The 21,124-nt window shown below is 63.2% G+C and carries 20 protein-coding genes; 9 read left to right on the forward strand and 11 right to left on the reverse strand.

What is annotated here, in order from left to right; all coding sequences use genetic code 11:
- Positions 1–17 precede the first annotated feature (17 nt).
- The 5 genes from ACEN42_RS29670 to ACEN42_RS29690 all read left to right on the forward strand — a co-directional run bounded on the left by ACEN42_RS29670 (position 18) and on the right by ACEN42_RS29690 (position 4,961).
- Positions 18–896 (forward strand): NAD(P)H-binding protein, encoded by an 879-nt coding sequence (locus tag ACEN42_RS29670; RefSeq protein WP_371883294.1) that lies wholly within the window; start codon positions 18–20, stop codon positions 894–896.
- Positions 897–969: 73 nt separating this feature from the next.
- Positions 970–1,785, forward strand: a complete 816-nt coding sequence (locus tag ACEN42_RS29675) for a cytochrome c (RefSeq protein ID WP_371883295.1) — start codon at positions 970–972, stop codon at positions 1,783–1,785.
- An 83-nt stretch (positions 1,786–1,868) separates the two neighbouring features.
- Positions 1,869–2,573 carry a GntR family transcriptional regulator gene (locus ACEN42_RS29680; RefSeq protein ID WP_250485667.1) on the forward strand — a complete coding sequence of 235 codons (705 nt, stop codon included), beginning with the start codon at positions 1,869–1,871 and terminating at the stop codon, positions 2,571–2,573.
- 76 nt (positions 2,574–2,649) lie between these two features.
- Positions 2,650–4,062, forward strand: a complete 1,413-nt coding sequence (locus ACEN42_RS29685) for an MFS transporter (protein WP_371883296.1) — start codon at positions 2,650–2,652, stop codon at positions 4,060–4,062.
- A gap of 20 nt (positions 4,063–4,082) precedes the next feature.
- Positions 4,083–4,961 (forward strand): oxaloacetate decarboxylase, encoded by an 879-nt coding sequence (locus ACEN42_RS29690; RefSeq protein WP_371883297.1) that lies wholly within the window; start codon positions 4,083–4,085, stop codon positions 4,959–4,961.
- Positions 4,962–4,982: 21 nt separating this feature from the next.
- Here the strand turns inward: ACEN42_RS29690 and ACEN42_RS29695 are convergent, their stop codons facing one another.
- Together ACEN42_RS29695 and ACEN42_RS29700 are read right to left on the reverse strand one after the other, a co-directional pair.
- Positions 4,983–5,381 carry a RidA family protein gene (locus ACEN42_RS29695; RefSeq protein ID WP_238210879.1) on the reverse strand — a complete coding sequence of 133 codons (399 nt, stop codon included), beginning with the start codon at positions 5,379–5,381 and terminating at the stop codon, positions 4,983–4,985.
- 26 nt (positions 5,382–5,407) lie between these two features.
- Complete coding sequence (locus ACEN42_RS29700) at positions 5,408–6,232, reverse strand: oxaloacetate decarboxylase (protein ID WP_371883298.1); 825 nt, start codon at positions 6,230–6,232, stop codon at positions 5,408–5,410.
- A 130-nt stretch (positions 6,233–6,362) separates the two neighbouring features.
- Here ACEN42_RS29700 and ACEN42_RS29705 point away from each other — a divergent pair, with 130 nt between their 5' ends.
- Complete coding sequence (locus ACEN42_RS29705; protein WP_238210877.1) at positions 6,363–7,118, forward strand: hypothetical protein; 756 nt, start codon at positions 6,363–6,365, stop codon at positions 7,116–7,118.
- 61 nt (positions 7,119–7,179) lie between these two features.
- Here ACEN42_RS29705 and katG read toward each other — a convergent pair whose 3' ends face one another.
- Together katG and fae are read right to left on the reverse strand one after the other, a co-directional pair.
- Positions 7,180–9,444, reverse strand: coding sequence for a catalase/peroxidase HPI (gene katG / locus ACEN42_RS29710; RefSeq protein WP_238210875.1), 2,265 nt, complete (start codon positions 9,442–9,444; stop codon positions 7,180–7,182).
- A 421-nt stretch (positions 9,445–9,865) separates the two neighbouring features.
- Positions 9,866–10,399 carry a formaldehyde-activating enzyme gene (fae, locus tag ACEN42_RS29715; protein ID WP_187603837.1) on the reverse strand — a complete coding sequence of 178 codons (534 nt, stop codon included), beginning with the start codon at positions 10,397–10,399 and terminating at the stop codon, positions 9,866–9,868.
- 366 nt (positions 10,400–10,765) lie between these two features.
- Here fae and ACEN42_RS29720 point away from each other — a divergent pair, with 366 nt between their 5' ends.
- From ACEN42_RS29720 to ACEN42_RS29730, 3 genes are all read left to right on the forward strand, one after another.
- Entirely contained in the window at positions 10,766–11,749 is a 984-nt protein-coding gene (locus tag ACEN42_RS29720; protein ID WP_187603836.1) for a glycosyltransferase family 2 protein, read from the forward strand.
- 66 nt (positions 11,750–11,815) lie between these two features.
- A complete protein-coding gene (locus tag ACEN42_RS29725; protein ID WP_371883299.1) occupies positions 11,816–13,069 on the forward strand; it encodes an aconitase X in 1,254 nt (417 codons plus the stop codon).
- Entirely contained in the window at positions 13,056–13,490 is a 435-nt protein-coding gene (locus ACEN42_RS29730; protein WP_371883300.1) for an aconitase X swivel domain-containing protein, read from the forward strand. Before ACEN42_RS29725 ends, ACEN42_RS29730 begins: the two co-directional genes overlap by 14 nt.
- On the opposite strand, the gene ACEN42_RS29735 is transcribed toward ACEN42_RS29730, so the two are convergent.
- The 7 genes from ACEN42_RS29735 to ACEN42_RS29765 all read right to left on the reverse strand — a co-directional run bounded on the left by ACEN42_RS29735 (position 13,477) and on the right by ACEN42_RS29765 (position 21,062).
- Positions 13,477–14,166 (reverse strand): GntR family transcriptional regulator, encoded by a 690-nt coding sequence (locus ACEN42_RS29735; protein ID WP_238211444.1) that lies wholly within the window; start codon positions 14,164–14,166, stop codon positions 13,477–13,479. The two genes, ACEN42_RS29730 and ACEN42_RS29735, sit on opposite strands and share 14 nt — an antisense overlap.
- 105 nt (positions 14,167–14,271) lie before the next feature.
- The gene (locus ACEN42_RS29740) at positions 14,272–15,507 is read right to left on the reverse strand and encodes an amidohydrolase family protein (RefSeq protein WP_371883301.1); all 1,236 of its coding nucleotides are present in this window, start codon (positions 15,505–15,507) and stop codon (positions 14,272–14,274) included.
- A gap of 17 nt (positions 15,508–15,524) precedes the next feature.
- Positions 15,525–16,523: a 4-hydroxyproline epimerase gene (locus ACEN42_RS29745; protein ID WP_371883302.1), complete on the reverse strand. Its 999-nt coding sequence runs from the start codon at positions 16,521–16,523 to the stop codon at positions 15,525–15,527.
- Entirely contained in the window at positions 16,520–17,422 is a 903-nt protein-coding gene (locus ACEN42_RS29750) for a dihydrodipicolinate synthase family protein (protein ID WP_371883303.1), read from the reverse strand. The genes ACEN42_RS29745 and ACEN42_RS29750 overlap by 4 nt, the downstream gene beginning before the upstream one ends.
- A gap of 15 nt (positions 17,423–17,437) precedes the next feature.
- Complete coding sequence (locus ACEN42_RS29755; protein ID WP_374191219.1) at positions 17,438–18,664, reverse strand: NAD(P)/FAD-dependent oxidoreductase; 1,227 nt, start codon at positions 18,662–18,664, stop codon at positions 17,438–17,440.
- A 17-nt stretch (positions 18,665–18,681) separates the two neighbouring features.
- Entirely contained in the window at positions 18,682–19,749 is a 1,068-nt protein-coding gene (locus ACEN42_RS29760; protein WP_187603830.1) for a proline racemase family protein, read from the reverse strand.
- A 2-nt stretch (positions 19,750–19,751) separates the two neighbouring features.
- A complete protein-coding gene (locus ACEN42_RS29765; protein WP_238210860.1) occupies positions 19,752–21,062 on the reverse strand; it encodes an MFS transporter in 1,311 nt (436 codons plus the stop codon).
- Between the last annotated feature and the right edge of the window lie 62 nt (positions 21,063–21,124).

Genomic DNA, 21,124 nt, shown 5'->3' on the forward strand with positions numbered 1-21,124 from the left:
CCAAACGGAGATTCATCATGGAACAACACAAGATTCTGGTCACGGCCGCTGCCGGCAAGACAGGCGTTCACACGGTGCGGAATCTTCTCGACAGTGGTCACGCAGTGCGCGCGCTCGTTCGCAAGGAGGACGATCGCAGCGAGGCGCTTAGGCAAGCCGGCGCTGAAATCATGACCGGCGACCTTCTCTCGCACGATGACGCGATCCGCGCGACCGATGGAATGGACGCGGCGTATCTCTGTTATCCCGTTCGTCCCGGTTTCATCCAGGCGACCGCCTATTTCGCCGATGCGGCGCGCCGCGCGGGATTGAAAGCGGTGGTGAACATGTCGCAGATCTCGGCGCGCGAAAACGCGAAAAGCCACGCGGCGCGGGACCACTGGATTGCCGAGCGCGTGCTCGACTGGGCGGGCGTGCCGACCGTGCACATCAGGCCGACGTTCTTCTCCGAGTGGCTGGTCTTTCCGTGGGTTCGGGACACGATCGTTCGCGACGGCGAGATCGCGTTGCCGTTCGGCGATGGCCGGCATGCGCCCATCGCGGCGGACGATCAGGCGCGCTTTATCGCCACCGTGCTTGCCAATCCCGATGACCACGTCGGCAAGACCTACGAGCTGTGCGGCCCGGTTCAAGTGAATCAGGCGGAGATCGCCGCCGTGATGAGCGACGTGCTGGGCAGGAAAATCGTCTACCGCCCGGCGACGCTCGACGGCTATCGCGAGCATCTGAGCCACTACGACCTGCCGGATTTCACCATCCAGCATTTCGTCGAGGTGGCTGTCGATTATCAGAACGGCGTCTTCGAGGGCACTGACGGCATCATCGAGCGCGTGACGGGAACCGCCCCGCAGACCGTCGAGGCATTCGTGACGGCGAATCGCGCGGTCTTCGGCTGAAGCAGTCCGGGTTCGTCGCGGGTAGTATGAGGGCGAATTGCTCGATCAACGCGAGCACTCGAAGAGAGATCGAATGAGCTTCAGACATGCATTCGCGCTCGTGAGTCTGCTACTCGCCTGCACTTCGTCGATGGCCGCGACGCTCGCGATCAACGTCGGCGGCGAGCGCTCGCTCACGACCGAGCAGTTGCTCGCGCGTCCCGATGTCGCGACGATCCGCGTGCCGAACGATGTCACGTTTCACCGCACGATGACGTATCGCGCGGTCCCGTTGCGCGCGCTGCTCGGCATCACGGAATTGCCCGCCGGCAAGGAGCTTCAGGTCACCGCGAGCGACGGCTTCGTCACGCACTTTTCCGCGAAGTTGCTCTTCGGCGATGCGAAGAAGCGCGCCGAGCCGTGGCTTGCGATCGAGTCACCCGACGAACCCTGGCCGCGATTGCCGGACGGCGGCGATATCGGTCCTTTCTATGTCGTGTGGATCGATCCGGCCGCGTCGGGCGTGTCGAGCGAGCAATGGCCCTTCAAGGTCGACGCGATCCGCATCGCGCCGACGCTCGCCGCGCGCTTCCCGCAAATCGCCGTCGACAAGAGCGTGCCGCCGAATTCACCAATTCGTCGCGGTCAGGCCGTCTTCGCGACGCAATGCATGGTGTGCCACAAGCTGAACGGCGCGGGCGATGCATCGATGGGTCCGGACCTGAACCTCCCGCGCAATCCGACCGAATATTTCCAGCCGTGGGCGCTCAAATCGTTCATCCGCGACCCGAAGTCGATCCGCGCCTGGTCCGACATGAAAATGCCCGCCTTCGACAAGAACGCGATCAGCGACAGCGATCTCGATGCGGTCATCGCCTATCTCGGCTACATGGCGAAGCGCAGGAAGTAAGCGGACACTGCGGGAAATCCCCACGTTTCAACGCGCCAACATTGCATACAATAGTCTCGTCGATTGCTGGAAACGAGGCCGAAGTGGCGCAGACTCAACCCGCTTTGCATACAATCCCGCCCGAACCGTCGCGTTCGGCCGATGACGTGTACGTCGCCATCAAAGAGGCGCTCGCGGACGGCCAGTACGGCGCGGGTCAATATCTGCGCGAGGAACAGCTCGCCAAAAGCCTCGGCGTGAGCCGCACGCCGGTGCGCGAAGCATTGCGCCGGCTCGATGCCGAAGGCTGGGTCGAAACGCGCGCGAACTTCGGCGTGCGCGTGAAAGCGTGGACGGTGCAGGACGCGCGCGAGATTTTCGAGGCGCGTCTTCTGATCGAGCCTTATCTCGCCGGGCGCGCGGCGCTCGCGATCGGCGCATCGGACATCGCGCGCCTGAAAGCGCTCGCCGAAGCGATGCTCGACATCACGCGACGTCCATCGACATCCGAATCCTGCGAAGCGTGGTTCACCGCGAACGGCGAATTTCACGCGATCATCACGGCCGCCGCGAACAACGCGCGCCTCGATCGCTCGCTCAAGTCGATGAAGGAAACGCCGCTCATCAAGTGGACCTTCGACACCTATAGCGACGAAGACCGCGAGCGCAGCGCGCGCCAGCATGTCGAAATCGTTCTGGCGCTCGAACAGCGCAACGCCGCGTGGGCGGAAGCCATCACGCGCTGCCATATTCTCGCCGCCGAAAAGGCGGTGCTCGACCGTCACGACCGGGAACATTCCGCGTCCTGAGCCTGAAGCGCTCCGGGTCGAAACAGCATTACGAACCGTCGTTGAATAGTCGCGCGAGCGACATGGGAGACACGACATGCTGAGCACCGATGGCACGACCATAAGCACCGTGAGCGCCGGTCCGCGTCTGGACCGATTACCGATCTCCGGCTTTCACAAACGCGTGCTGTGGCTGATCGGCGCGGGCATGTTCCTCGATTCGTTCGACATCTATCTCGCGGGCGGCGTGCTCGGCGCATTGGCCAAGACCGGCTGGTCGACGATGCAGCTCAACGCCGCGTTCCTCTCGTCGACATTCGTCGGCATGCTGATCGGCGCGTTCACGGCGGGCGTGCTCGGCGACGCGAAAGGCCGCAAGTTCACCTATCAGTTCAATCTCGCGGTGTTCGGCCTCGCCTCGATCGCCGGCGCGTTCGCACCGAACATGACGTGGCTCATCGTGTGCCGCTTCTTCATGGGGCTCGGATTGGGCGCGGAGATCGTCGTCGGTTACGGCTCGGTCGGCGAGTTCATGCCGCCCGCCGTGCGCGGCAAGTGGTCGGCGTATCTGTCGCTCATCACGAATTCGGCGCTCTTTTTCTCGACGTTTCTCGGCTATCTGATCATTCCGACGATCGGCTGGCGCGCGATGTTCGCGATCGTCGGCATCGGCGCAATGATCGTGTGGGTCATTCGAAAGAAGATGCCCGAATCGCCGCGCTGGCTCGAATCGAAAGGCCGCTACGACGAAGCCGAAGCGATCCTGCGCGCCGCCGAGGAAGAATCGTCGCGCCGCGCGCCGCTGCCGCCCATCGACGACGCGCCGCGCACCGTGACGAAGAAGACCACGCTGATCGAGCTGTTCTCGCCGTCGCTGATTCGCCGCACATTCGTGTCGATCGTCGTGCAGATCGCGGTGAACATGGTCATCTACGGCTTCATCGTGTGGGTGCCGACGTTCCTGATGAAGCAGGGCATCGGCATGGCGTCGTCGCTCGGCTATACCACGTTGATGTCGCTGGGCGGCCCCGCGGGCGCGCTCGTCGGCGTGCTGATCGCCGATCGCGTCGGGCGCAAGAACGGCCTGATCGCGGTATCGGTGCTTGCGGCGGTCATCGGCTGGCTCTACGGACACTCCACCGGCGTCGCGATGGCCACGCTGCTCGGCTTCCTGCTTTTCACGCTGACCTATCTGATGGTCGCGCTCGGCATCGCGACGTACATTCCCGAACTCTTCGCGACCGAAAACCGCATGCGCGCGAACGGCGTCGCGGGTTGCGCGGGACGCGTCACGGGCATCCTCGCGCCGCAACTCGTCGTCGTGATGTACACGGCGGGCGGCGTGAAGGACGTGCTGTCGATGATCATCGGCGCGCTCGTCGTGATGGCCGTCGTGCTGGCGGTGTTCGACATCGAGACGAACCGCCGCTCGCTGGAAGAAATCGCGCCTTCGCCCGACACCGACGGCACGCTCGCGGCGTCGGCGCTGTCGCGCGAATCGCATCGTTGAACCTTTCTGAGGAAACCGTCATGAGCGTCACGCATGAAAGCAAGCGTCAGGCATTGAAAGCGCGTTTTGCGCGCAAGGAAATCGTCACCGCGCCCGGCATCTTCGACATGATCTCCGCGAAAATGGCCGATTCGATGGGCTTCGAATGCCTCTACATGACGGGCTTCGGCACGGTCGCGTCCTACCTCGGCTTGCCCGACGCGGGGCTCGCGACTTACACCGACATGGTGAATCGCGTCGCGGCGTTTTGCGGCGGCACGAATACGCCGATGATCTGCGACGGCGACACGGGTTATGGCGGCCTGCTCAATGTCGCGCACACGGTGCGGGGTTACGAGCAGGCGGGCGCTGCGGGCATCCAGCTCGAAGATCAGGAATTCCCGAAGAAGTGCGGGCATACGCCGGGACGGCGTGTCATCGCGATGGAAGACATGGTCCGCAAGATCAAGGTCGCCGCGGAAAGTCGTAGCGATGGCAACTTTCAGATCGTCGCACGAACCGATGCCCGCACATCGCTCGGGCTCGATGAAGCGCTGCGTCGCGGCGACGCGTATGCGAAGGCGGGCGCGGACGTGTTGTTCATCGAATCGCCGGAGACGGTGGAAGAACTGGAGAAAATCGGGCGCACGTTCGATATGCCGCTGCTCGTGAATGTCGTCGAAGGCGGACGCACGCCGCAACTCGCGCCCGAGGAGTTGCAGAAGCTCGGATTCTCGCTCGCGATTTATCCGGCGTCCGGGTTTCTGTCCGTCGCGAAGGCGCTCAAGGATGTCTACGGCGAAATCCTCGCGCGCAAAGGCACGCAAGGCGCTGTCGGCGCGATGTATCCGTTCTCCGAGATGTGCGAGCTGATGGGCTTTCCGGAAGTCTGGGCGTTCGATCGGGCGCACGCGGACTGACGATATCGACGATACCGGCGCTCAGGCCATCGCCGCCACGCAATCGATCTCGATGTCGAAGCCTCCCGGCCACGCCGGCACGTTGACGAAGATGCGTGCCGGCGGGTTCGGTCCGAAGAAACGCGCATAGACCGCGTTGACGACGGGAAACGCATCGACGGACGTGCAGTAGACATTGCACTTCAGCACCTGATCGAGCGACGAACCTGCCGCCTCGACGCACAGCTTCAACTGCTGCAACACGAGTTCGGTCTGACGCTCGATGGTTGCATTCGCCACGACCTCGCCGGTCTGCGGATCGAACGGCGGAAAGCCCGACACGTAGACCGTGTCGCCGTGGCGCGTGACGGCGGACGTCGGCGCCTTGAATCGTTCGAGCCAGGTCGAAAGCGGTTCGACACGGATGATTTCGCGAGCCATTTCATCGTCTCCTTTACGGTGAAGAACTACGCGCGACCCTCGAAAATTCCATTCAGATCGTTGCCCGCCGCCGCATCCTTGAAGCCATCGAAACGGCCATCGGCGAGCCCTTGCGCGGCGCGCATGAATCCGCCCCAAGCGGCGCGCGCAAGCCCTCCGCCGACGCTCACGCGCCGCACGCCGAGCGCCGCGACATCGCTCAACGTGAATTCCGACACACCGCCGATCAGCAGATTCACAGGCTTCGATCCGACCGCCTTCACGACCGCCTCGATCTGCTCGCGCGTCTTGATGCCGGGCGCATAGAGGCAATCCGCGCCGGCATCGGAATACGCTGTGAGACGCGCGATCGCATCGTCGATATCGGGCCTGCCCGCGAAGAAATTCTCCGCGCGGCCGACGAGCAAGGTGTCGCCGCCGGTTTCGTCGATCGCGCGCCGCGCTGCTTTCATGCGCGCCACGGCGACATCGACCGGAAACAGCGGCGACGATGCATCGCCCGTCGAATCTTCGATGGACAAGCCCGCGACGCCCGTTGCCACCGCGAGCTTCACGCTATGCGCGACATCGTCCGGCGTCGCGCCGAACCCGCTTTCGAAGTCCGCGTTCACGGGCAGATCGGTCGCTTCGACGATCTCGCGCAAATGAGCGAGCACCGCGTCGCGCGTTACGTGATTGTCCGCGCGGCCCTTCGACCATGCGAAGCCCGAACTGGTCGTCGCGAGCGCCTTGAAGCCGAGCGTCTCCAGATAGCGCGCGGAACCGATGTCCCAGGGATTCGGCAACATGAAGCATCCGGATTCGTGCAGTGCGCGAAAGGCTGCGCGTTTCTCGGCGACGGTGCGGGGCATGGCGTGTCTCCTGTGGAAAATCGCGTCGGAACGTAGACGATACGCGATCGACCGAAAGCGTGCTCGTCACTAAGTCTCTCTTAAGCAAGCACCCACTACGCTTGAGCCTTTCCAAACCATGAGAGACGACATGGACCACGCAAAACATGCGCTCGCCAAGGTTCCGGAACTGACCCTGGCATTCTGGATCATCAAGATCGCGGCGACGACGCTCGGCGAAACCGGCGGCGACGCCCTTTCGATGTCGATGAATCTCGGCTATCTGATGAGCACGTTCATCTTCGCGGCCGTGTTCGCCGTCGCGGTGATTGCTCAGATCAAAGCGGACCGGTTCCAGCCCGCGCTCTACTGGATCACGATCATCGCGACGACGACGGTCGGCACCACGCTCGCCGACTTCGCCGACCGCTCGCTCGGCATCGGCTATGCGGGCGGAAGCGCGATCCTGCTCGCGCTGCTGCTGACATCGCTCGCGGTGTGGTATCGCGCGATGGGCTCGGTCTCGGTATCGACGATCGCATCGCCGAAAGCCGAAGCGTTCTACTGGCTGACGATCATGTTCTCGCAGACGCTCGGCACCGCGCTCGGCGACTGGACCGCCGACAGCGCGGGCTTCGGCTATACGGGCGCGGCGATGATTTTCGGCGGCTTGCTGCTGGTGATCGTGCTTTTGTATTACTTCACGGCGGTGTCGCGCACGGTGCTGTTCTGGGGCGCGTTCATTCTGACGCGGCCGCTCGGCGCGGTGGTCGGCGATTTCCTCGACAAGCCGGTCGCGCATGGCGGACTCGCGATGAGCCGCTACGGCGCGTCGATCGCGCTCGTGATGTTCATCGTCGTGTGCGGATTTCTGTTCAAGCAGCGGCCCGCGCGCGTGGCGCATTGAAATCGCAGACAAAAAAACGGCGGTCCCGAAGGACCGCCGCTTGCGCTGATGCTGCTGCTGCTTACTTCTTCAGATCGAAGCGATCGAGATTCATCACCTTCGTCCAGGCCGCGACGAAGTCATCGACGAATTTCTCCTGACCGTCGCTGCTCGCATAGACCTCGGCGAGCGCGCGCAACACCGAATGCGAACCGAAGATCAGATCGACGCGGCTGCCGGTCCACTTGCGCTGACCCGTCTTGCGATCGCGCCCTTCGAACACATCGCGGGCCGACGACATCGGTTGCCACTCCGTGTCCATGTCGAGCAGGTTGACGAAGAAGTCGTTGGTGAGCGTTTCGGGCTTGTCGGTGAAGACGCCGTGCGCGCTCTTTCCGCTCGACACGTTCAGCGCGCGCAAACCGCCGATCAGCGCCGTCATCTCCGGCGCGGTCAGCGTCAGCAATTGCGCCTTGTCGATCAGCAGCGACTCGACGGGCACGCGCACGTTGGACTTGACGTAGTTGCGAAAGCCATCGGCGACCGGTTCGAGCGCCGAGACCGACTGCACGTCCGTCTTGTCCTGCGTGGCGTCCATGCGGCCCGGCGTGAACGGCACCGTGACCTTCTTGCCGGCCTTCTCCGCTGCCTTTTCGATCGCCGCGCCACCCGCCAGCACGATCAGATCGGCGAGCGAAATCTTCTTGCCGCCGGATTGCGCGCCGTTGAACTCCTTCTGGATGCCTTCGAGCGCCGTCAGCACCTTGCCGAGTTGTTCTGGATCGTTCGCTGCCCAGTCTTTCTGCGGTGCCAGGCGGACGCGCGCGCCGTTCGCGCCGCCGCGCTTGTCGGAGCCGCGGAACGTCGATGCCGATGCCCACGCCGCCGATGCCAGCTCGGAAATCGACAACCCCGACGCCAGCACTTTCTGCTTGAGCGCCGCGACGTCGTCATCCCCGACGAGCGGATGATCGACTGCGGGAATCGGGTCCTGCCACAGCAGTTCTTCCTGCGGCACTTCCGGTCCGAGATAGCGCGCCTTCGGCCCCATGTCGCGGTGCGTCAGCTTGAACCACGCACGGGCGAAGGCGTCGGCGAACTGGTCGGGGTTCTCCCAGAAACGCTTCGAAATCTTCGCGTATTCCGGATCGAACCGTAGCGACAGGTCCGTCGTCAGCATGGTCGGCTTGATCTTCTTCGACGGATCGTACGCGTGCGGAACGGTTTCGGTCGAGTCCTTCGCGACCCACTGATTCGCGCCCGCCGGGCTCTTGGTCAGTTCCCATTCGTAGCCGAACAGGTTCTCCCAGAACCCCTGGCCCCACTTCGTCGGGGTCGTGGTCCAGGTTACTTCGAGGCCGCTTGTGATCGTGTCCGCGCCCTTGCCGGAGCCGAAGCTGTTCTTCCAGCCGAGGCCCATGTTTTCCACATCCGCCGATTCCGGTTCGGGACCGACGTTATCCGCCGGACCTGCGCCGTGCGTCTTGCCGAAGGTGTGGCCGCCCGCGATCAGCGCGACGGTTTCCTCGTCGTTCATCGCCATGCGCGCGAACGTCTCGCGGATGTCGTGCGCCGCCGCGAGCGGATCGGGGTTGCCGTCCGGACCTTCCGGATTGACATAGATCAGGCCCATCTGCACCGCGCCGAGCGGATTCTCCAGATTGCGGCCGCCGTCGGTGCGACTGACTTCCTCGCCGTGCTTCTCCACGTCGGCGGTAATCACGCCCTGATCCTGGTCGTTGCCGGCCGCGCCCTTGCCGTAGCGGACATCGCCGCCGAGCCAGGTCTTCTCATTGCCCCAGTAGACGTCCTGATCCGGCTCCCATGTGTCCTCGCGTCCGCCCGCGAAGCCGAAGGTCTTGAAGCCCATCGTCTCCAGCGCGACATTGCCGGACAGAATGATCAGATCGGCCCAGGAGAGTTTCTGGCCGTACTTCTGCTTCACCGGCCAAAGCAGCCGGCGCGCCTTGTCGAGGCTGACGTTGTCCGGCCAGCTGTTGAGCGGCGCAAAACGTTGCTGGCCGCGGCCACCGCCTCCCCTGCCGTCGCCGATACGGTAGGTGCCCGCGCTGTGCCACGCCATGCGGATGAATAGCGGACCGTAATGCCCGAAGTCGGCGGGCCACCAGTCCTTCGAATCGGTCATGACTTCCGCGAGGTCCTTCTTGACCGCGGCGAGATCGAGGCTTTTGAAAGCTTCGGCGTAGTCGAAGCCCGATTCGAGCGGATTCGACTTGCCGGAATGCTGATTCAACAGATCCACCCGTAGTTGCCGCGGCCACCAGTCACGGTTCGTCGTTCCGGTGCCGGCAGCATGCGTAAACGGGCACTTCGATTCGTTCGACATGCGTTATCTCCTTGCGAGGACGTACCCACTAGTTCTTTTACTACTCACCATCAAGGCTTCAGGTTCATGTCTTGCCGTGCTGCACAAACCTGATCCGTAAGGGATTTCGTGGCCTGCATCGGGCGTGCGCGACGCGTCCGGCCGCCCTCCTCAACTTAGAAAATACGTGAGAGCGACGCTCAATAGAATGCGATTTTTGCAATGCCGCCGATAGGGGCCGGCTATAGAGAGACGGTGCTTCTGCGATGCGCCAGCGCATGTTGCAGTGCATGATCGTAGGATGCGCGCAGTTCGCGCTATTCGGCACGGATGTTCAGTCTAGCAGCGTCTCGCGAGCTCGGCAGGCGACGAGCGCGCGAGGTCGTCGATCTGACGCGCCGATTCTCCCGTACACCTTAGCATCTCGATCGGGAAGCCGGCCTCAGCTCCAGTCGTCCATGTCGTGCTTGATGCTATGACGATTCGCGATGAGTTCCTCCACGCTCGGCTCGTTGCTCATCGCGCGTTGAATGGCGAGTTTCGTCGCCTCGTAGTTCGTACGATACATGTCCTTCTTGTCGAGATTCGCATCCGTTGCGCAACGCGGATCGATCCACACGAGGCTGATGATGCACAACTCATTGGCCTGATCTTTCGGCAGGATGCCTTCGATCAAACAATCGACCACGGCGTCCGCGGTCGCGGACTGCACGACGCCGCCGAAGAGGTCGATGTTCGCCATGTCCTTCAGCGTGACCTTCGGGACGATCATGGTCGCGGGGCGGACCATCTGGTTGCAGGCGCGAATCGCGAACATCGCCGTATGTCCTTTCGACTGCGCCATCATGTTGGCGAACGCGTGGCCGACAGGTCCATCGACACGGCCGATCAGGATTTCCGGCATCGCATCGGTCGCCTGTCCCGCTGCGGCCAGCACGGTTGCTTCGCCTGCACGAAACGTCAGATCGAGACTCATGAGCACTCTCCTTTAAAAGCTGAACGATGGTTCGCAAGACCGAGGGGACACGCACATGCAAGGAGGATGCCATCACCGTGGAGACAACCGCGGCGGCACGCGCGGCGACAGCCTGCTCAGGTCGGCTGACACACTGTGTTCAATTGACCGCCTCGTGCGGGAAGCCGGTCAATATCGGCGAAAAAAAGGATGCCTTAAGTATTAAGTACAGGGCGAAGACCATTTTGATCAGAAAATACTCCTGAATAACTCCAATATCGCACTGGCAATAGTCAATGACCCTAATACCGACGTGAGATTTAGGACGTAGTATCCTTGTGCCACTTATCGTTCTCCTCAAAAATCCCGGAGAGGGGATACCTATACATGCACGCATCGCCCAAAATTAGTGTTCTACTTCCTGTGTACAAAGTTGAGCCGTACATCGAAGAATGCCTCGACTCGCTCTTGTCACAAACATCCACCGACTTCGAGATAATCGCCGTTGACGACAGCAGTCCTGATCGATCTGGTGAAATGACTTCCCGCATTCTGGAGAAGCAAAGCAGAATTCAGTGGAAGTTTATTAAGAATCTCGAGAACAAAGGTCTCGCCGAAACCCGCAAGATCGCCGCACTGGCGGCCCGCGGCGAATACGTACTTTGCGTGGACAGCGATGATCACGTTCATCACGATCTCATCCGCAGAGTGATCGACGAAGTCGAAACGAGCAAAGCGGACGCCGTGGTGTTCGCCGCCGAAAACATCGCGCCCGACGGCAAGATCAATTACCGCGTGGAAGCGGGAGACGCCACCATCACCGGCGTGCAGGCCGTCGAGAGAATCCTCGATCTTTCCCTGCAGGCCTATTGCTTCAACAAGCTCGTGCGCCGCTCGATCTTCCTCGCGGTCGAACATCCGACCGGACTGATTTACGAAGATATCTGCGTGTCGGTCCAGACACTCGGTAAATCGAACACGGTGCGCCTCATTCCTGACACCTTGTATGCATACATGTATCGGGAATCGGGAATTTCGACACGCTTCAATCCAAAGATCGTGGATCTTTTTGCCATTATCGATCGGGTTGAGAAAAGCACGGCCTCGATGCCGATACCCAATTACCGGCGTCTGCTCTTTAGGCTGAAGTATATCTACGCCTATCGAACGATCGCGTTTCAGGCGGCCATCAAGGCGCCGACATATCGGCTGGCGAAACCGATCCTGCTCAGCGTTTCGGAGCGGCTTCGTTTCGCGCATCTGCTCGGCATGTGTTCGGATCACCGGCCGAAGCTGTCGATCGTGATGGCGATGCTGAAAATCCATCCGTGGATTTTCTATTGCTTCGTGCGCCGGTTCGGAGGAAGGTAGTCCGCACAGCATCGAGCCGATCCGTTATCCTGCGCTGTCATTTCTCAGCGCTGCATGATCGGTCCGATGCTCACTCTCTCCCCACGCGACACCGAAATGCTCGAAGGCGATCTCGGCGATGGCCTCGCGCTCGCGATGCGCATCGTCGCGGCGACGGCGCGCGTCATGGACGCCGATACGCTCATCGACATCTCGTCCGCCCATATCGACGGCTGCCTCTATCACGGCGCGGCGAGCCTCGACTTCGTCGAGCGCTTCGTCGCGAGCGGCGCGAAGGTCGCCGTGCCGACCACGCTCAACGTAGGCTCGCTCGATCTCATCCATCCCGAGCTGTTTCATGGCGATGCGCATATCGCGAGCGCGGGCAAGCGGCTCATGGAGGCGCACATCGAACTCGGCTGTGAAGCGAGCTTCACGTGCGCGCCTTATCAGTTGAAGCATCGTCCGAAGCTGGGCGATCAGATCGCGTGGGCCGAATCGAACGCGATCGTCTTCGCCAACTCTGTGCTCGGCGCGCGCACGAGCCGCTACGGCGATTTCCTCGATCTCGCCGCCGCGATCACCGGCCGCGTGCCCAACGCGGGCCTGCATGTCACGGCGAATCGCGCGGCGCGCATCGTGATCGCGGCGCCCGAATTGCGCACGTCGCCGCATCGCGATGCCGATTTCGCCGCGCTCGGCTTCCTGCTCGGCAGCGAGGTCGGCGCGACGGTCGCCGCCATCACCGGCCTGCCCGGCGACACCACCGAAGACGAACTGAAGGCGCTCGGCGCGGCGGCGGCATCGAGCGGATCGGTGGCGCTCTTTCATGCGGTCGGCATCACGCCGGAAGCCGCGACGCTCGATGCCGCGCTTCAAGGGCAAGCGCCCGAGCGCACGATCGCGGTCAGCGCATCGGACCTGCATGCCGTGCGCCAGCGCTGGAGCCATGCGAAGCCCGGCGATGCGCTCGCCGCCGTCGCGCTCGGCACGCCGCACTTTTCCGTCGATGAATTCCGCACGCTCGCGTCGCTCTTCGATCGTCACGGAGGCGCGCCGCGTTGCGATGTCTATGTGAACACGAGCCGCTTCGTGCTCTGGCAACTCGAAGAGGAAGGCATCGCGAAGACGCTGGCCGAGCGCGGCGTACAGATCGTCGTGGATACCTGCACGTACATCACGCCGGTGATGAAGCAGGTCAGCGGCCTCGTGATGACCAACTCGGGCAAATGGGCGCATTACGCGCCGGCGAACATCGGCGTGACGGTCGCGTTCGGCAGCATGAGCGAATGCGTGCGATCGGCGTTCGAAGGAAAGGTGTGCATCGATGAAAACGTTTGAAGCCGTCACGCTCGTTCCGGGCCGCGCGCGCGCCGCAGTCATCGCGTTGCCGCCGCTCAGTTTCTGGGGCGGTTACGATGCGGAACGCGGCGTGATCGTCGATGCCACGCACGCCGGTCATGGCAAGAGCCTCGTGTCGCGCATTCTCGTGATGCCGCGTGCGCGCGGATCGAGTTCGAGCAGCAGCGTGCTCGCCGAGGCCTTACGCAACGGCACGGGCCCGGCGGGCATCGTGCTCACGGAGCGCGATCTGATCCTGTCGATAGGCGCGATCGTCGCGAACGAGCTGTATGCGTCCGACGTGCCGGTCGTGATGGTCGATGAAGCCGCGTTCGCGCAAATCGCAACCGCCGATGCTCACATCGAAATCGATGCCCGCGATACCGCGCTTCCCGCGAAGGTGCGCCTCATCGCGCCATGATCGTCCCGACCACCGAGATGATCTGCTGCCCCGCCGTCTTGACGTGCTGTTCGAGCAGCTTCGCGCCGAGCTTCGCGTCGCGCTTTCTGCATGCGTCGATCAGGCTCATGTGCTCTTCGTGCGACTGCTCGCGGATCGGCACCTGCACGACCTGAAAGCGGAAATAGCGGTCGCTGCGATCGTGCAGTCCGCGCAGCATCTGCAACGTGATGTCGCGCCGCGCGGGCAGATAAAGCGTTTCGTGCAGACGCCAGTTCAGTTGACCCCACACGCCCGAATCCGCGTGATCCATTTCACCGACGAGCTTCTCGGCTTTCGCGATTTCGGCATCGGTGATATGCGGGATCGCCTCTGAAAAGAGCCAGGGCTCCAGCCGCAAGCGAATCTCGAACGTCTCCTGCACTTCTTCTATCGACAACTCCGCGACATACGCGCCCTTGTGCGGCACCTTAGTCAGCAAGCCTTCGCCGGTGAGCCGCGTGATCGCCTCGCGGATCGGCACGCGGCTTACGCCGAGTTCGTCGGCGAGCGCTTCCTGACGCAGCACTTCGCCGGGCGCGAGATCGCCGGAGAGAATGCGCTGCCGGATCGCCGTGGTGACGAGTTCGACCGTCGTCGTGCGCACGATCCTGTGCGTCGAATCGGTTGTGCCTTGTTTTATGGCGACCGGAGGCATGTGCTTCATTTGATGCTTATGTGTATTGTTGCGGCATCGTAGCATGCCCCGAAGGGAGCCCCTGCAAGGGGCGAACCGTAGGAAATTCCCTTGGGGGATGCAGGTTCAGCGCAACGTCTCCCGCACCCACGCGCCATTCTTCATCACGCCCGCGATGCGCTCGCCCTGCCCCGTGAGCACGCGAATATCCTTCAGCGGATCGCCATCGACGACGAGCAAATCCGCGTACGCACCCGCCGCGACGACGCCGAGTTTGCCCTTCATGTTCACGATCTCCGCGCCGAACGCCGTCGCCTGACGAATCGCCTCGAATGCGCCGACGATATCCGCGCGTATCGCAAGCTCATCGCTTTGATATTGATGCATGTCGCCGAGCAGATCCGTGCCGAGGCCGATCTTCACGCCGCGCGCGTGCAGCATCGCGAGCGCTTCGAGTCCGCGCTTGCGCACCGACTCGTTCTTGTCGAGCGTGTCTTTCGCGAGGCCCATCTGCGCGCCGACTTTCGACATCGCGTCATACGTGACGAGCGTCGGCACCGCGTATGCGCCGTGCTCGGCCATCACGCGCGCGGTGTCGTCGTCGATCAAATTGCCGTGCTCGATCGTGCGCACGCCGAGCTTCACGACACGCGCAATCGCCTTCGCCGTGTAGGCGTGCGCCATCACATAGGTCTGATGCGATTCCGCTTCCTCGACGGCGGCCTTCACCTCATCGACGGAAAATTGCAGGTTGCCGATAGGATCGGTCGGCGAAGCCACGCCGCCCGACGCCATGATCTTGATGTGATTCGCGCCCGCACGCATTTCCTCGCGCACAGCCTTGCGCATTTCATCGACGCCATCGACCACGCGCCCGATCGCGCCCATGTTGCGATTGCAGCCGCACGGGTCCGGGTCCGAATTGTCGAAGCGCTCGCGAAAATCGCCGTGTCCGCCGGTCTGCGAAAGCGCCTTGCCCGCGACGAACAAACGCGGTCCCGCGATCACGCCGTCTTCGATTGCCCGCGAGAGCGCGTAATCCGCGCCGCCCGCATCGCGCACGGTCGTGAAGCCGCGATTCAACATGCCCGCGAGAATCGGCACGGCGCGCAGCACGGCGAACGTATTGGGCAATCGGCTGTTGTTGCCGAGATGCGCGACCGATGCGATCACATGCACATGGCAATCGATCATGCCTGGCATCACCGTCTTGCCGCCGACATCGATCACCTGCGCGCCGCTCGCCTCCACCGGCTCGCGCGTGACTTCGCGAATCGTGTCGCCATCGATGACGATGGAATAGCGGCCGTCGTCGCGCTCGTGATCGGTGTCGAGCACGCGGGCGTTTTTCAGAATCAGCATGGCTTGATCTCTCCCGGTTATTTCAGCAGGAATCCGTGCGCGAGCGGATCGCGGTCGTCGACGAAAATCGTGTTGTGGCCGGTCACGCGCGCCCAGCCTTCTATGCCCGGCACGATCGCATCGAAATCGCCGACGCGCGCCGCTTCCATCGGCACGCCCTCGAACAAGGTGCCGATGATGCTTTCGTGCACGAAGCGCTCGCCGATCTTCAACTGGCCCTTCGCGACGCGCTGCGCCATGCGCGCCGACGTGCCCGTGCCGCACGGCGAACGATCGATGGCCTTGTCGCCGTAAAACACGGCGTTGCGCGCGCTCGCGCCTTCGACCGTCGGCTCGCCCGTCCACATGACGTGACTGAGGCCGCGTATCGCGTCGCTTTCCGGATGCACGAACGTGTACTTTTCGTTCGCCTTCTGGCGCAGCGCGGGACTCAGGCGCTGAATATCGGAAGGCTTCAGCGCGTGCAGTCCTTCATAGTTGCGCTGCGGTTCGACGATCGCATAGAAGTTGCCGCCGTACGCGACATCGAAACGAATCTCGCCGAGTCCTTCGACTTCGACGGACAAGTCGCGCGAATGCAGAAACGACGGCACGTTGACGAGCTGCACGGAATCCACATGCTCGCCGTTCATCCGATAACGCGCGACGACGACACCCGCGGGCGTATCGAGCCGCAACACGCCCGGCTCGCGCGGCCGCACGAGTCCGTGTTCGATGGCGGTGGTCACCGTGCCGATGGTGCCGTGCCCGCACATCGGCAGGCAGCCGCTCACTTCGATGAAGAGAATCGCGAGATCGCAATCGGGGCGCGTCGGCGGATAGAGGATGCTGCCGGACATCACCTCGTGACCGCGCGGCTCGAACATGAGCGCGGTGCGAATCCAGTCGAACTCGCGCAGGAAGTGCGCGCGGCGCTCGATCATGTTCGCGCCTTCGAGCACCGGCGCGCCGCCCGCGACGACGCGCACCGGATTGCCGCACGTGTGTCCGTCGATGCAGAAGAACGTGGATTTCATCGCGCGAGCGCCTGCACGTTCGCGATCGCCTTCTCGACGATCTCGATGGTTCGCCGCCGCTCTTCGCCTTCGAGCATCAGGCGCGGCGCTTTCACGTATTCCGGATAGCCCGCCGTGATGTTTTCCGCGAGCTTGATGTATTGCACGAGCTTCACATGCGTGTCGAGATGGAACAGGTCGATCAACGCGCGATACAGCGCGCGCGCCTTGTCGTATTCGCCATCGACCGCGTAGTTCAGCAGGTCGACGGATTCCTTGGGCATCGCGTTCGCCATGCCCGAGACCCAGCCCTTCACGCCGAGCGCGACGGATTCCACGATCAGATCGTCGACGCCGCAGAACACGACGAAACGCTCGCCGAAGCGCGCGTAAAGATCGGTGACGCGCGTCGTGTCGTAGGTCTCTTCCTTGATCGCGACGACGTTCGGTTCATCGGCGAGTTGCGCGAGCAGGTCGGGACGCATGTCTACGCCGTAGCCGCGCGGATTGTTGTAGATCATCAGGCCGAGCTTCGTCGAGCGCGCGATCGACCGATAGTATTCGACGGTCTCGCGATCGTCCGAGCGATACGTGAGACCCGGAAACACCATCAGGCCTTGCACGCCGATCGCTTCCGCATCTTTCGCGAATTGCATCGCGTTGGCCGTGTTCAGCTCCGCGAGACCGGAGATGACAGGCACGCGTCCGTTCACGGTTTCGACCGCGATCTTCAGCACGGTGCGCTTTTCCTCGGGCGTGAGCTGCGCGTTCTCTCCGACCATGCCCATCATCACGACACCGCCGACGCCGTTATCGATCAGACGGTTCAGGCCGCTCACGATGGCATCGCGGTCGAGCGAGCCGTCTTGCTTGAGCTTCGTCGTGACAGCGGGAAATACGCCCTTCCAGTTCACTTGCATGGTTGCTCCTCCAATTTAGAAACGCGCGATCGAATACGGACCGAGCGGCACTCGTGGCGTGCGGCCCGCGAGCACATCGGCGACGAGCGCGGCGGTCGTCGCCGATTGCGTCAGGCCGAGATGCCCGTGACCGAATGCATAGACGACCGACGGCATGCGCGGCGATGCGCCGATCACCGGCAGCGAATCGGGCGTCGCGGGACGATGGCCCATCCATTTCACGGCGCCCGTGTCGTCGATGCCGGGAATGAAGCGCTTGCCGAGCGTGAGCAACGCATCGCTGCGGCGATAGTTCGGCGGCGCATCGAGTCCCGCGAACTCCGCCGCGCCACCGATGCGCAAGCCCACATCGAGCGGCGTCGCGACGAACTTGCGCTCCGCGAAGATCACTTCGCGCGTCAGCGCGACGCCGTGCTTCGGCAGCGTCGCGTTATAGCCGCGCTCGCTTTCGAGCAATACGCTATCGCCGATGGATTTCGCCAGCGCCGCCGACCACGCGCCCGCCGCGATCACGATGCGTCGTCCTTTCACGCGGTTGCCGTCCGCCAGCAAGACCGCATCCGATGACTCGATCGCACGCGCGCTGCCGGTCACGAAGCGCGCGCCGAGCGTACGCACGCGCTCGCGCAAAAGCATGACGATGCGGCGCGGATCGCCGATATGCGACCAGTCGTCGAGAAACACGCCATGCCTGAACACCGGCGCGAGCGACGGCTCGCATTCGCGCACCTGCTGCGCATTCAGCGCATGCCAGCGCGCGCCGAGCTCGCGCTTAAACGCCCATTCGGGCTGATCGGCGGCGAAGGCTTCGTCGGTTTCATAGACCGTCAGCGCGCCACGCCGATAATGCATCGCGCTCGCGCCGATATCGTCGAACATCGGCAGGATGTCGTCGTAGACGCGGTTGTTCAGCAACGCGAGCGCATGCGATATCGCCTGATATCGATCCGGCTCGCTCGCGCGACGAAACGCCATCAGCCACGGCAGCGCCTTCGGCAGATGCTTCCAGTCGAGCGCGAGCGGCCCGAGCGGGTCCATCAGCCATTTGGCGACCTTCGTGAACATGCCGTGCACGGCAATAGGCGTGCTCTCAGTCACCGCGATGCCGCCCGCGTTGCCATGCGAGGCGCGATCGCCTTCGAAATCGCGATCGATCACGATCACGCGCGCGCCGTCGCGCAGCGCGGCCCATGCAACAGCCAGTCCCACGATGCCCGCTCCGATCACGACGACGTCCGCCATTTCTTCATCCGCCACGCTCATGAGCCGGCACGCGACTTGATGAGCTTGTCGTCGACGGCTTCGCACCACGTATCCGCGAGCGTGAAGCCGGTCTGAAAGCGATCGGTCGGATCGACGCCGACCTGCGAAATCGCGGTGATCCACGCCTGACCCGCAACGACCGGCACGACCGCGGGAACGTCGCCCAGACGCGTGACCGAATCGATACGGCTTTCGAACACGGAGCCAATGATCGACTCGTGCAGGAAGGTCTCGCCCACGTCGATCAGCCCTTTCGCATGCATCACCGCGAGCCGCGCGGACGTGCCCGTGCCGCACGGCGAACGGTCGCAGCGGCCCGGCGACACGATCACCGTGTTGCGCGACTTCAGCACGCCGTTTTCGCGCGACAGCGGCCCGACGAACTCGGTCATCGTGATGCCCTTGATGAGCGGATTCAACGGATGCGGCGAAGGCAACTGCGCCGCCGCCGCGGCCTTGATGACCTGCCCGAGTTCGCACAGCTCGCGCGCTTCGTCGGGCGTGATGCGAAAGCCGAGCTTTTCGGCATCTACGATCACATACGTCATGCCGCCATAGCCGACATCGACGCTCAGGCTGCCGACGCCTTCGACCTCGATCGTTCTGTCGAGATGATTGGCGAACGCGGGCTGATTCGTGAACTCGACCTTCGTGACCTTGCCGTTCGCGCACGCGCAGCGCAGATGGATCAGCCCTGCCGGCGCTTCGAGCACGAGTTCGGTGACGGGCTCGACCATCGGCAGGATGCCGGTTTCGAGCAGCACGGTGGCGACGCACATCGTGTTCGAGCCGGACATCGCCGGATACTCGGTCGATTCCGCGATCACGTAACCCATTTGCGCGCGCGGATCGGTCGCGGGCAGGAGGAAGTTCACGGTCTGATTCGCCGAGCCGCGCGGCTCGAAAATGCAGATGCGGCGCAGGTCGTCGCGCACTTCTTCCAGATGCATCATCTTGTCGAACATGGTTGCGCCGGGCACGTCGAAAACGCCGCCCGTCACCACGTTGCCGACTTCGCCTTCGGCGTGGCAGTTCACTACTGTGAGCGTTCGATTCCAGCGCATGTCTATTGCAGCGGCGCGTGCGCCGTCTCCTTGATGGTGAAGACCGTGATCGTGGAAAGCAGCGCGGCGAGCATCACGAAGTACGCGGGCGAGAGCGGCGAGCCCGTCGCCTTGATGAGCGCGATGGAGATCATCGGTGCGAAACCGCCGAACACCGCGTTGGCGATGCCGTAGCCAATCGACATCCACGTCGTGCGGATTTTCGTCGGAAAGAGTTCGGACAGCACGGCCGGCCCGACGCCCGAGAAAATGCCGATGATCACGCCGCCCAGCACCTGCACCGCGCCGACGATCGCCGCCGATTTGTATTCGAGCATCAGATGGAAGATCGGGTACGGCAGCACGAGAAACGCGATGCAACCGATCGTATAGATGGGCTTGCGGCCGAACCGGTCCGAAGCCGCGCCCCAGAACGGAATCGATGCCGTCATCACGATGAGGCCCGCCGTGTTGAGCCACAGCGCCGTCGACGAATGGATGCCGACGTATTTCGTCGTGAACGACGGCAGGTAGTTGAGCAGCACGTAGAGCGAGACCGTCCACACGATCACGAGCCCGCACGCCTGCAGGCCGAGCAGCGCGGGCGCGCGGCCCTTCGCCTTGGGCGCTTCGTCGCTTGCGCTCTGATAGACCGGCGTCTCTTCGCTGCGCTTGCGGATGATCCAGCCGATCGGCCCGATCACGATCGCACCGACGATGAACGGCACGCGCCAGCCCCAGTCGAGCAGCGCTTCCTGGCTGAGCAGTGTCGTCATGAGCGCGGCCGCGCCGGAGCCGAGCAGCATGCCGCCGAGCGTGCTGCATTGCTGGAAGCTGCCGTAGAAACCGCGCTTGTTGGGCGGCGCCCATTCGACGAGAAACGCGACCGCGTTGCCCAGTTCGCCGCCGACGGAAATGCCCTGCAACATGCGCGCCGCGACGAGCAGGATCGGCGCCATGATGCCGATGGACGCATACGTCGGCAGCAGCGCCATGAAAAGCGTGGCGGCGGCCATCAGCGGCATGACGAAGGTGAGCGTCCACTTGCGGCCTTTCTTGTCGCCGAGCCAGCCGAAGATGATCGCGCCGAGCGGACGCGCGGCGAAGCCGAGGCCGAACGCGCCGAAGGTGCCGAGCATCGCGGCGAAGTCGTCGCCTGTCGGGAACATCACTTTGGCGATGACGGTGGCGAGGAACGCGTAGGTGCCGAAATCGAACCACTCGAGAATGTTGCCGACGACGGCGGCGGTGACCGCGCGGCTGGATTTCGATGATGTCTTCGGTGACTCGCTGGAAACGTAGGGGTTCGCAACAGCGTTGGCGCGGTCGGTCATGGGTGCTCCCTCGGTCGCATGGAGTGCGGTTCCGGGGGATTGTGCGCCGATATCAAAATTGA

The organism is Caballeronia sp. S22 (assembly GCF_964261745.1).
GTDB lineage: Bacteria > Pseudomonadota > Gammaproteobacteria > Burkholderiales > Burkholderiaceae > Caballeronia > Caballeronia jiangsuensis.

Coding starts and splice junctions, on each gene's coding strand:
- ACEN42_RS29670 (WP_371883294.1), top strand. CDS start 18: ATGGAACAACACAAGATTCTGGTCACGGCCGCTGCCGGCAAGACAGGC.
- ACEN42_RS29675 (WP_371883295.1), top strand. CDS start 970: ATGAGCTTCAGACATGCATTCGCGCTCGTGAGTCTGCTACTCGCCTGC.
- ACEN42_RS29685 (WP_371883296.1), top strand. CDS start 2,650: ATGCTGAGCACCGATGGCACGACCATAAGCACCGTGAGCGCCGGTCCG.
- ACEN42_RS29690 (WP_371883297.1), top strand. CDS start 4,083: ATGAGCGTCACGCATGAAAGCAAGCGTCAGGCATTGAAAGCGCGTTTT.
- ACEN42_RS29695 (WP_238210879.1), bottom strand. CDS start 5,381: ATGGCTCGCGAAATCATCCGTGTCGAACCGCTTTCGACCTGGCTCGAA.
- ACEN42_RS29700 (WP_371883298.1), bottom strand. CDS start 6,232: ATGCCCCGCACCGTCGCCGAGAAACGCGCAGCCTTTCGCGCACTGCAC.
- ACEN42_RS29705 (WP_238210877.1), top strand. CDS start 6,363: ATGGACCACGCAAAACATGCGCTCGCCAAGGTTCCGGAACTGACCCTG.
- katG (WP_238210875.1), bottom strand. CDS start 9,444: ATGTCGAACGAATCGAAGTGCCCGTTTACGCATGCTGCCGGCACCGGA.
- fae (WP_187603837.1), bottom strand. CDS start 10,399: ATGAGTCTCGATCTGACGTTTCGTGCAGGCGAAGCAACCGTGCTGGCC.
- ACEN42_RS29720 (WP_187603836.1), top strand. CDS start 10,766: ATGCACGCATCGCCCAAAATTAGTGTTCTACTTCCTGTGTACAAAGTT.
- ACEN42_RS29725 (WP_371883299.1), top strand. CDS start 11,816: ATGCTCACTCTCTCCCCACGCGACACCGAAATGCTCGAAGGCGATCTC.
- ACEN42_RS29730 (WP_371883300.1), top strand. CDS start 13,056: ATGAAAACGTTTGAAGCCGTCACGCTCGTTCCGGGCCGCGCGCGCGCC.
- ACEN42_RS29735 (WP_238211444.1), bottom strand. CDS start 14,166: ATGCCTCCGGTCGCCATAAAACAAGGCACAACCGATTCGACGCACAGG.
- ACEN42_RS29740 (WP_371883301.1), bottom strand. CDS start 15,507: ATGCTGATTCTGAAAAACGCCCGCGTGCTCGACACCGATCACGAGCGC.
- ACEN42_RS29745 (WP_371883302.1), bottom strand. CDS start 16,523: ATGAAATCCACGTTCTTCTGCATCGACGGACACACGTGCGGCAATCCG.
- ACEN42_RS29750 (WP_371883303.1), bottom strand. CDS start 17,422: ATGCAAGTGAACTGGAAGGGCGTATTTCCCGCTGTCACGACGAAGCTC.
- ACEN42_RS29755 (WP_374191219.1), bottom strand. CDS start 18,664: ATGGCGGACGTCGTCGTGATCGGAGCGGGCATCGTGGGACTGGCTGTT.
- ACEN42_RS29760 (WP_187603830.1), bottom strand. CDS start 19,749: ATGCGCTGGAATCGAACGCTCACAGTAGTGAACTGCCACGCCGAAGGC.
- ACEN42_RS29765 (WP_238210860.1), bottom strand. CDS start 21,062: ATGACCGACCGCGCCAACGCTGTTGCGAACCCCTACGTTTCCAGCGAG.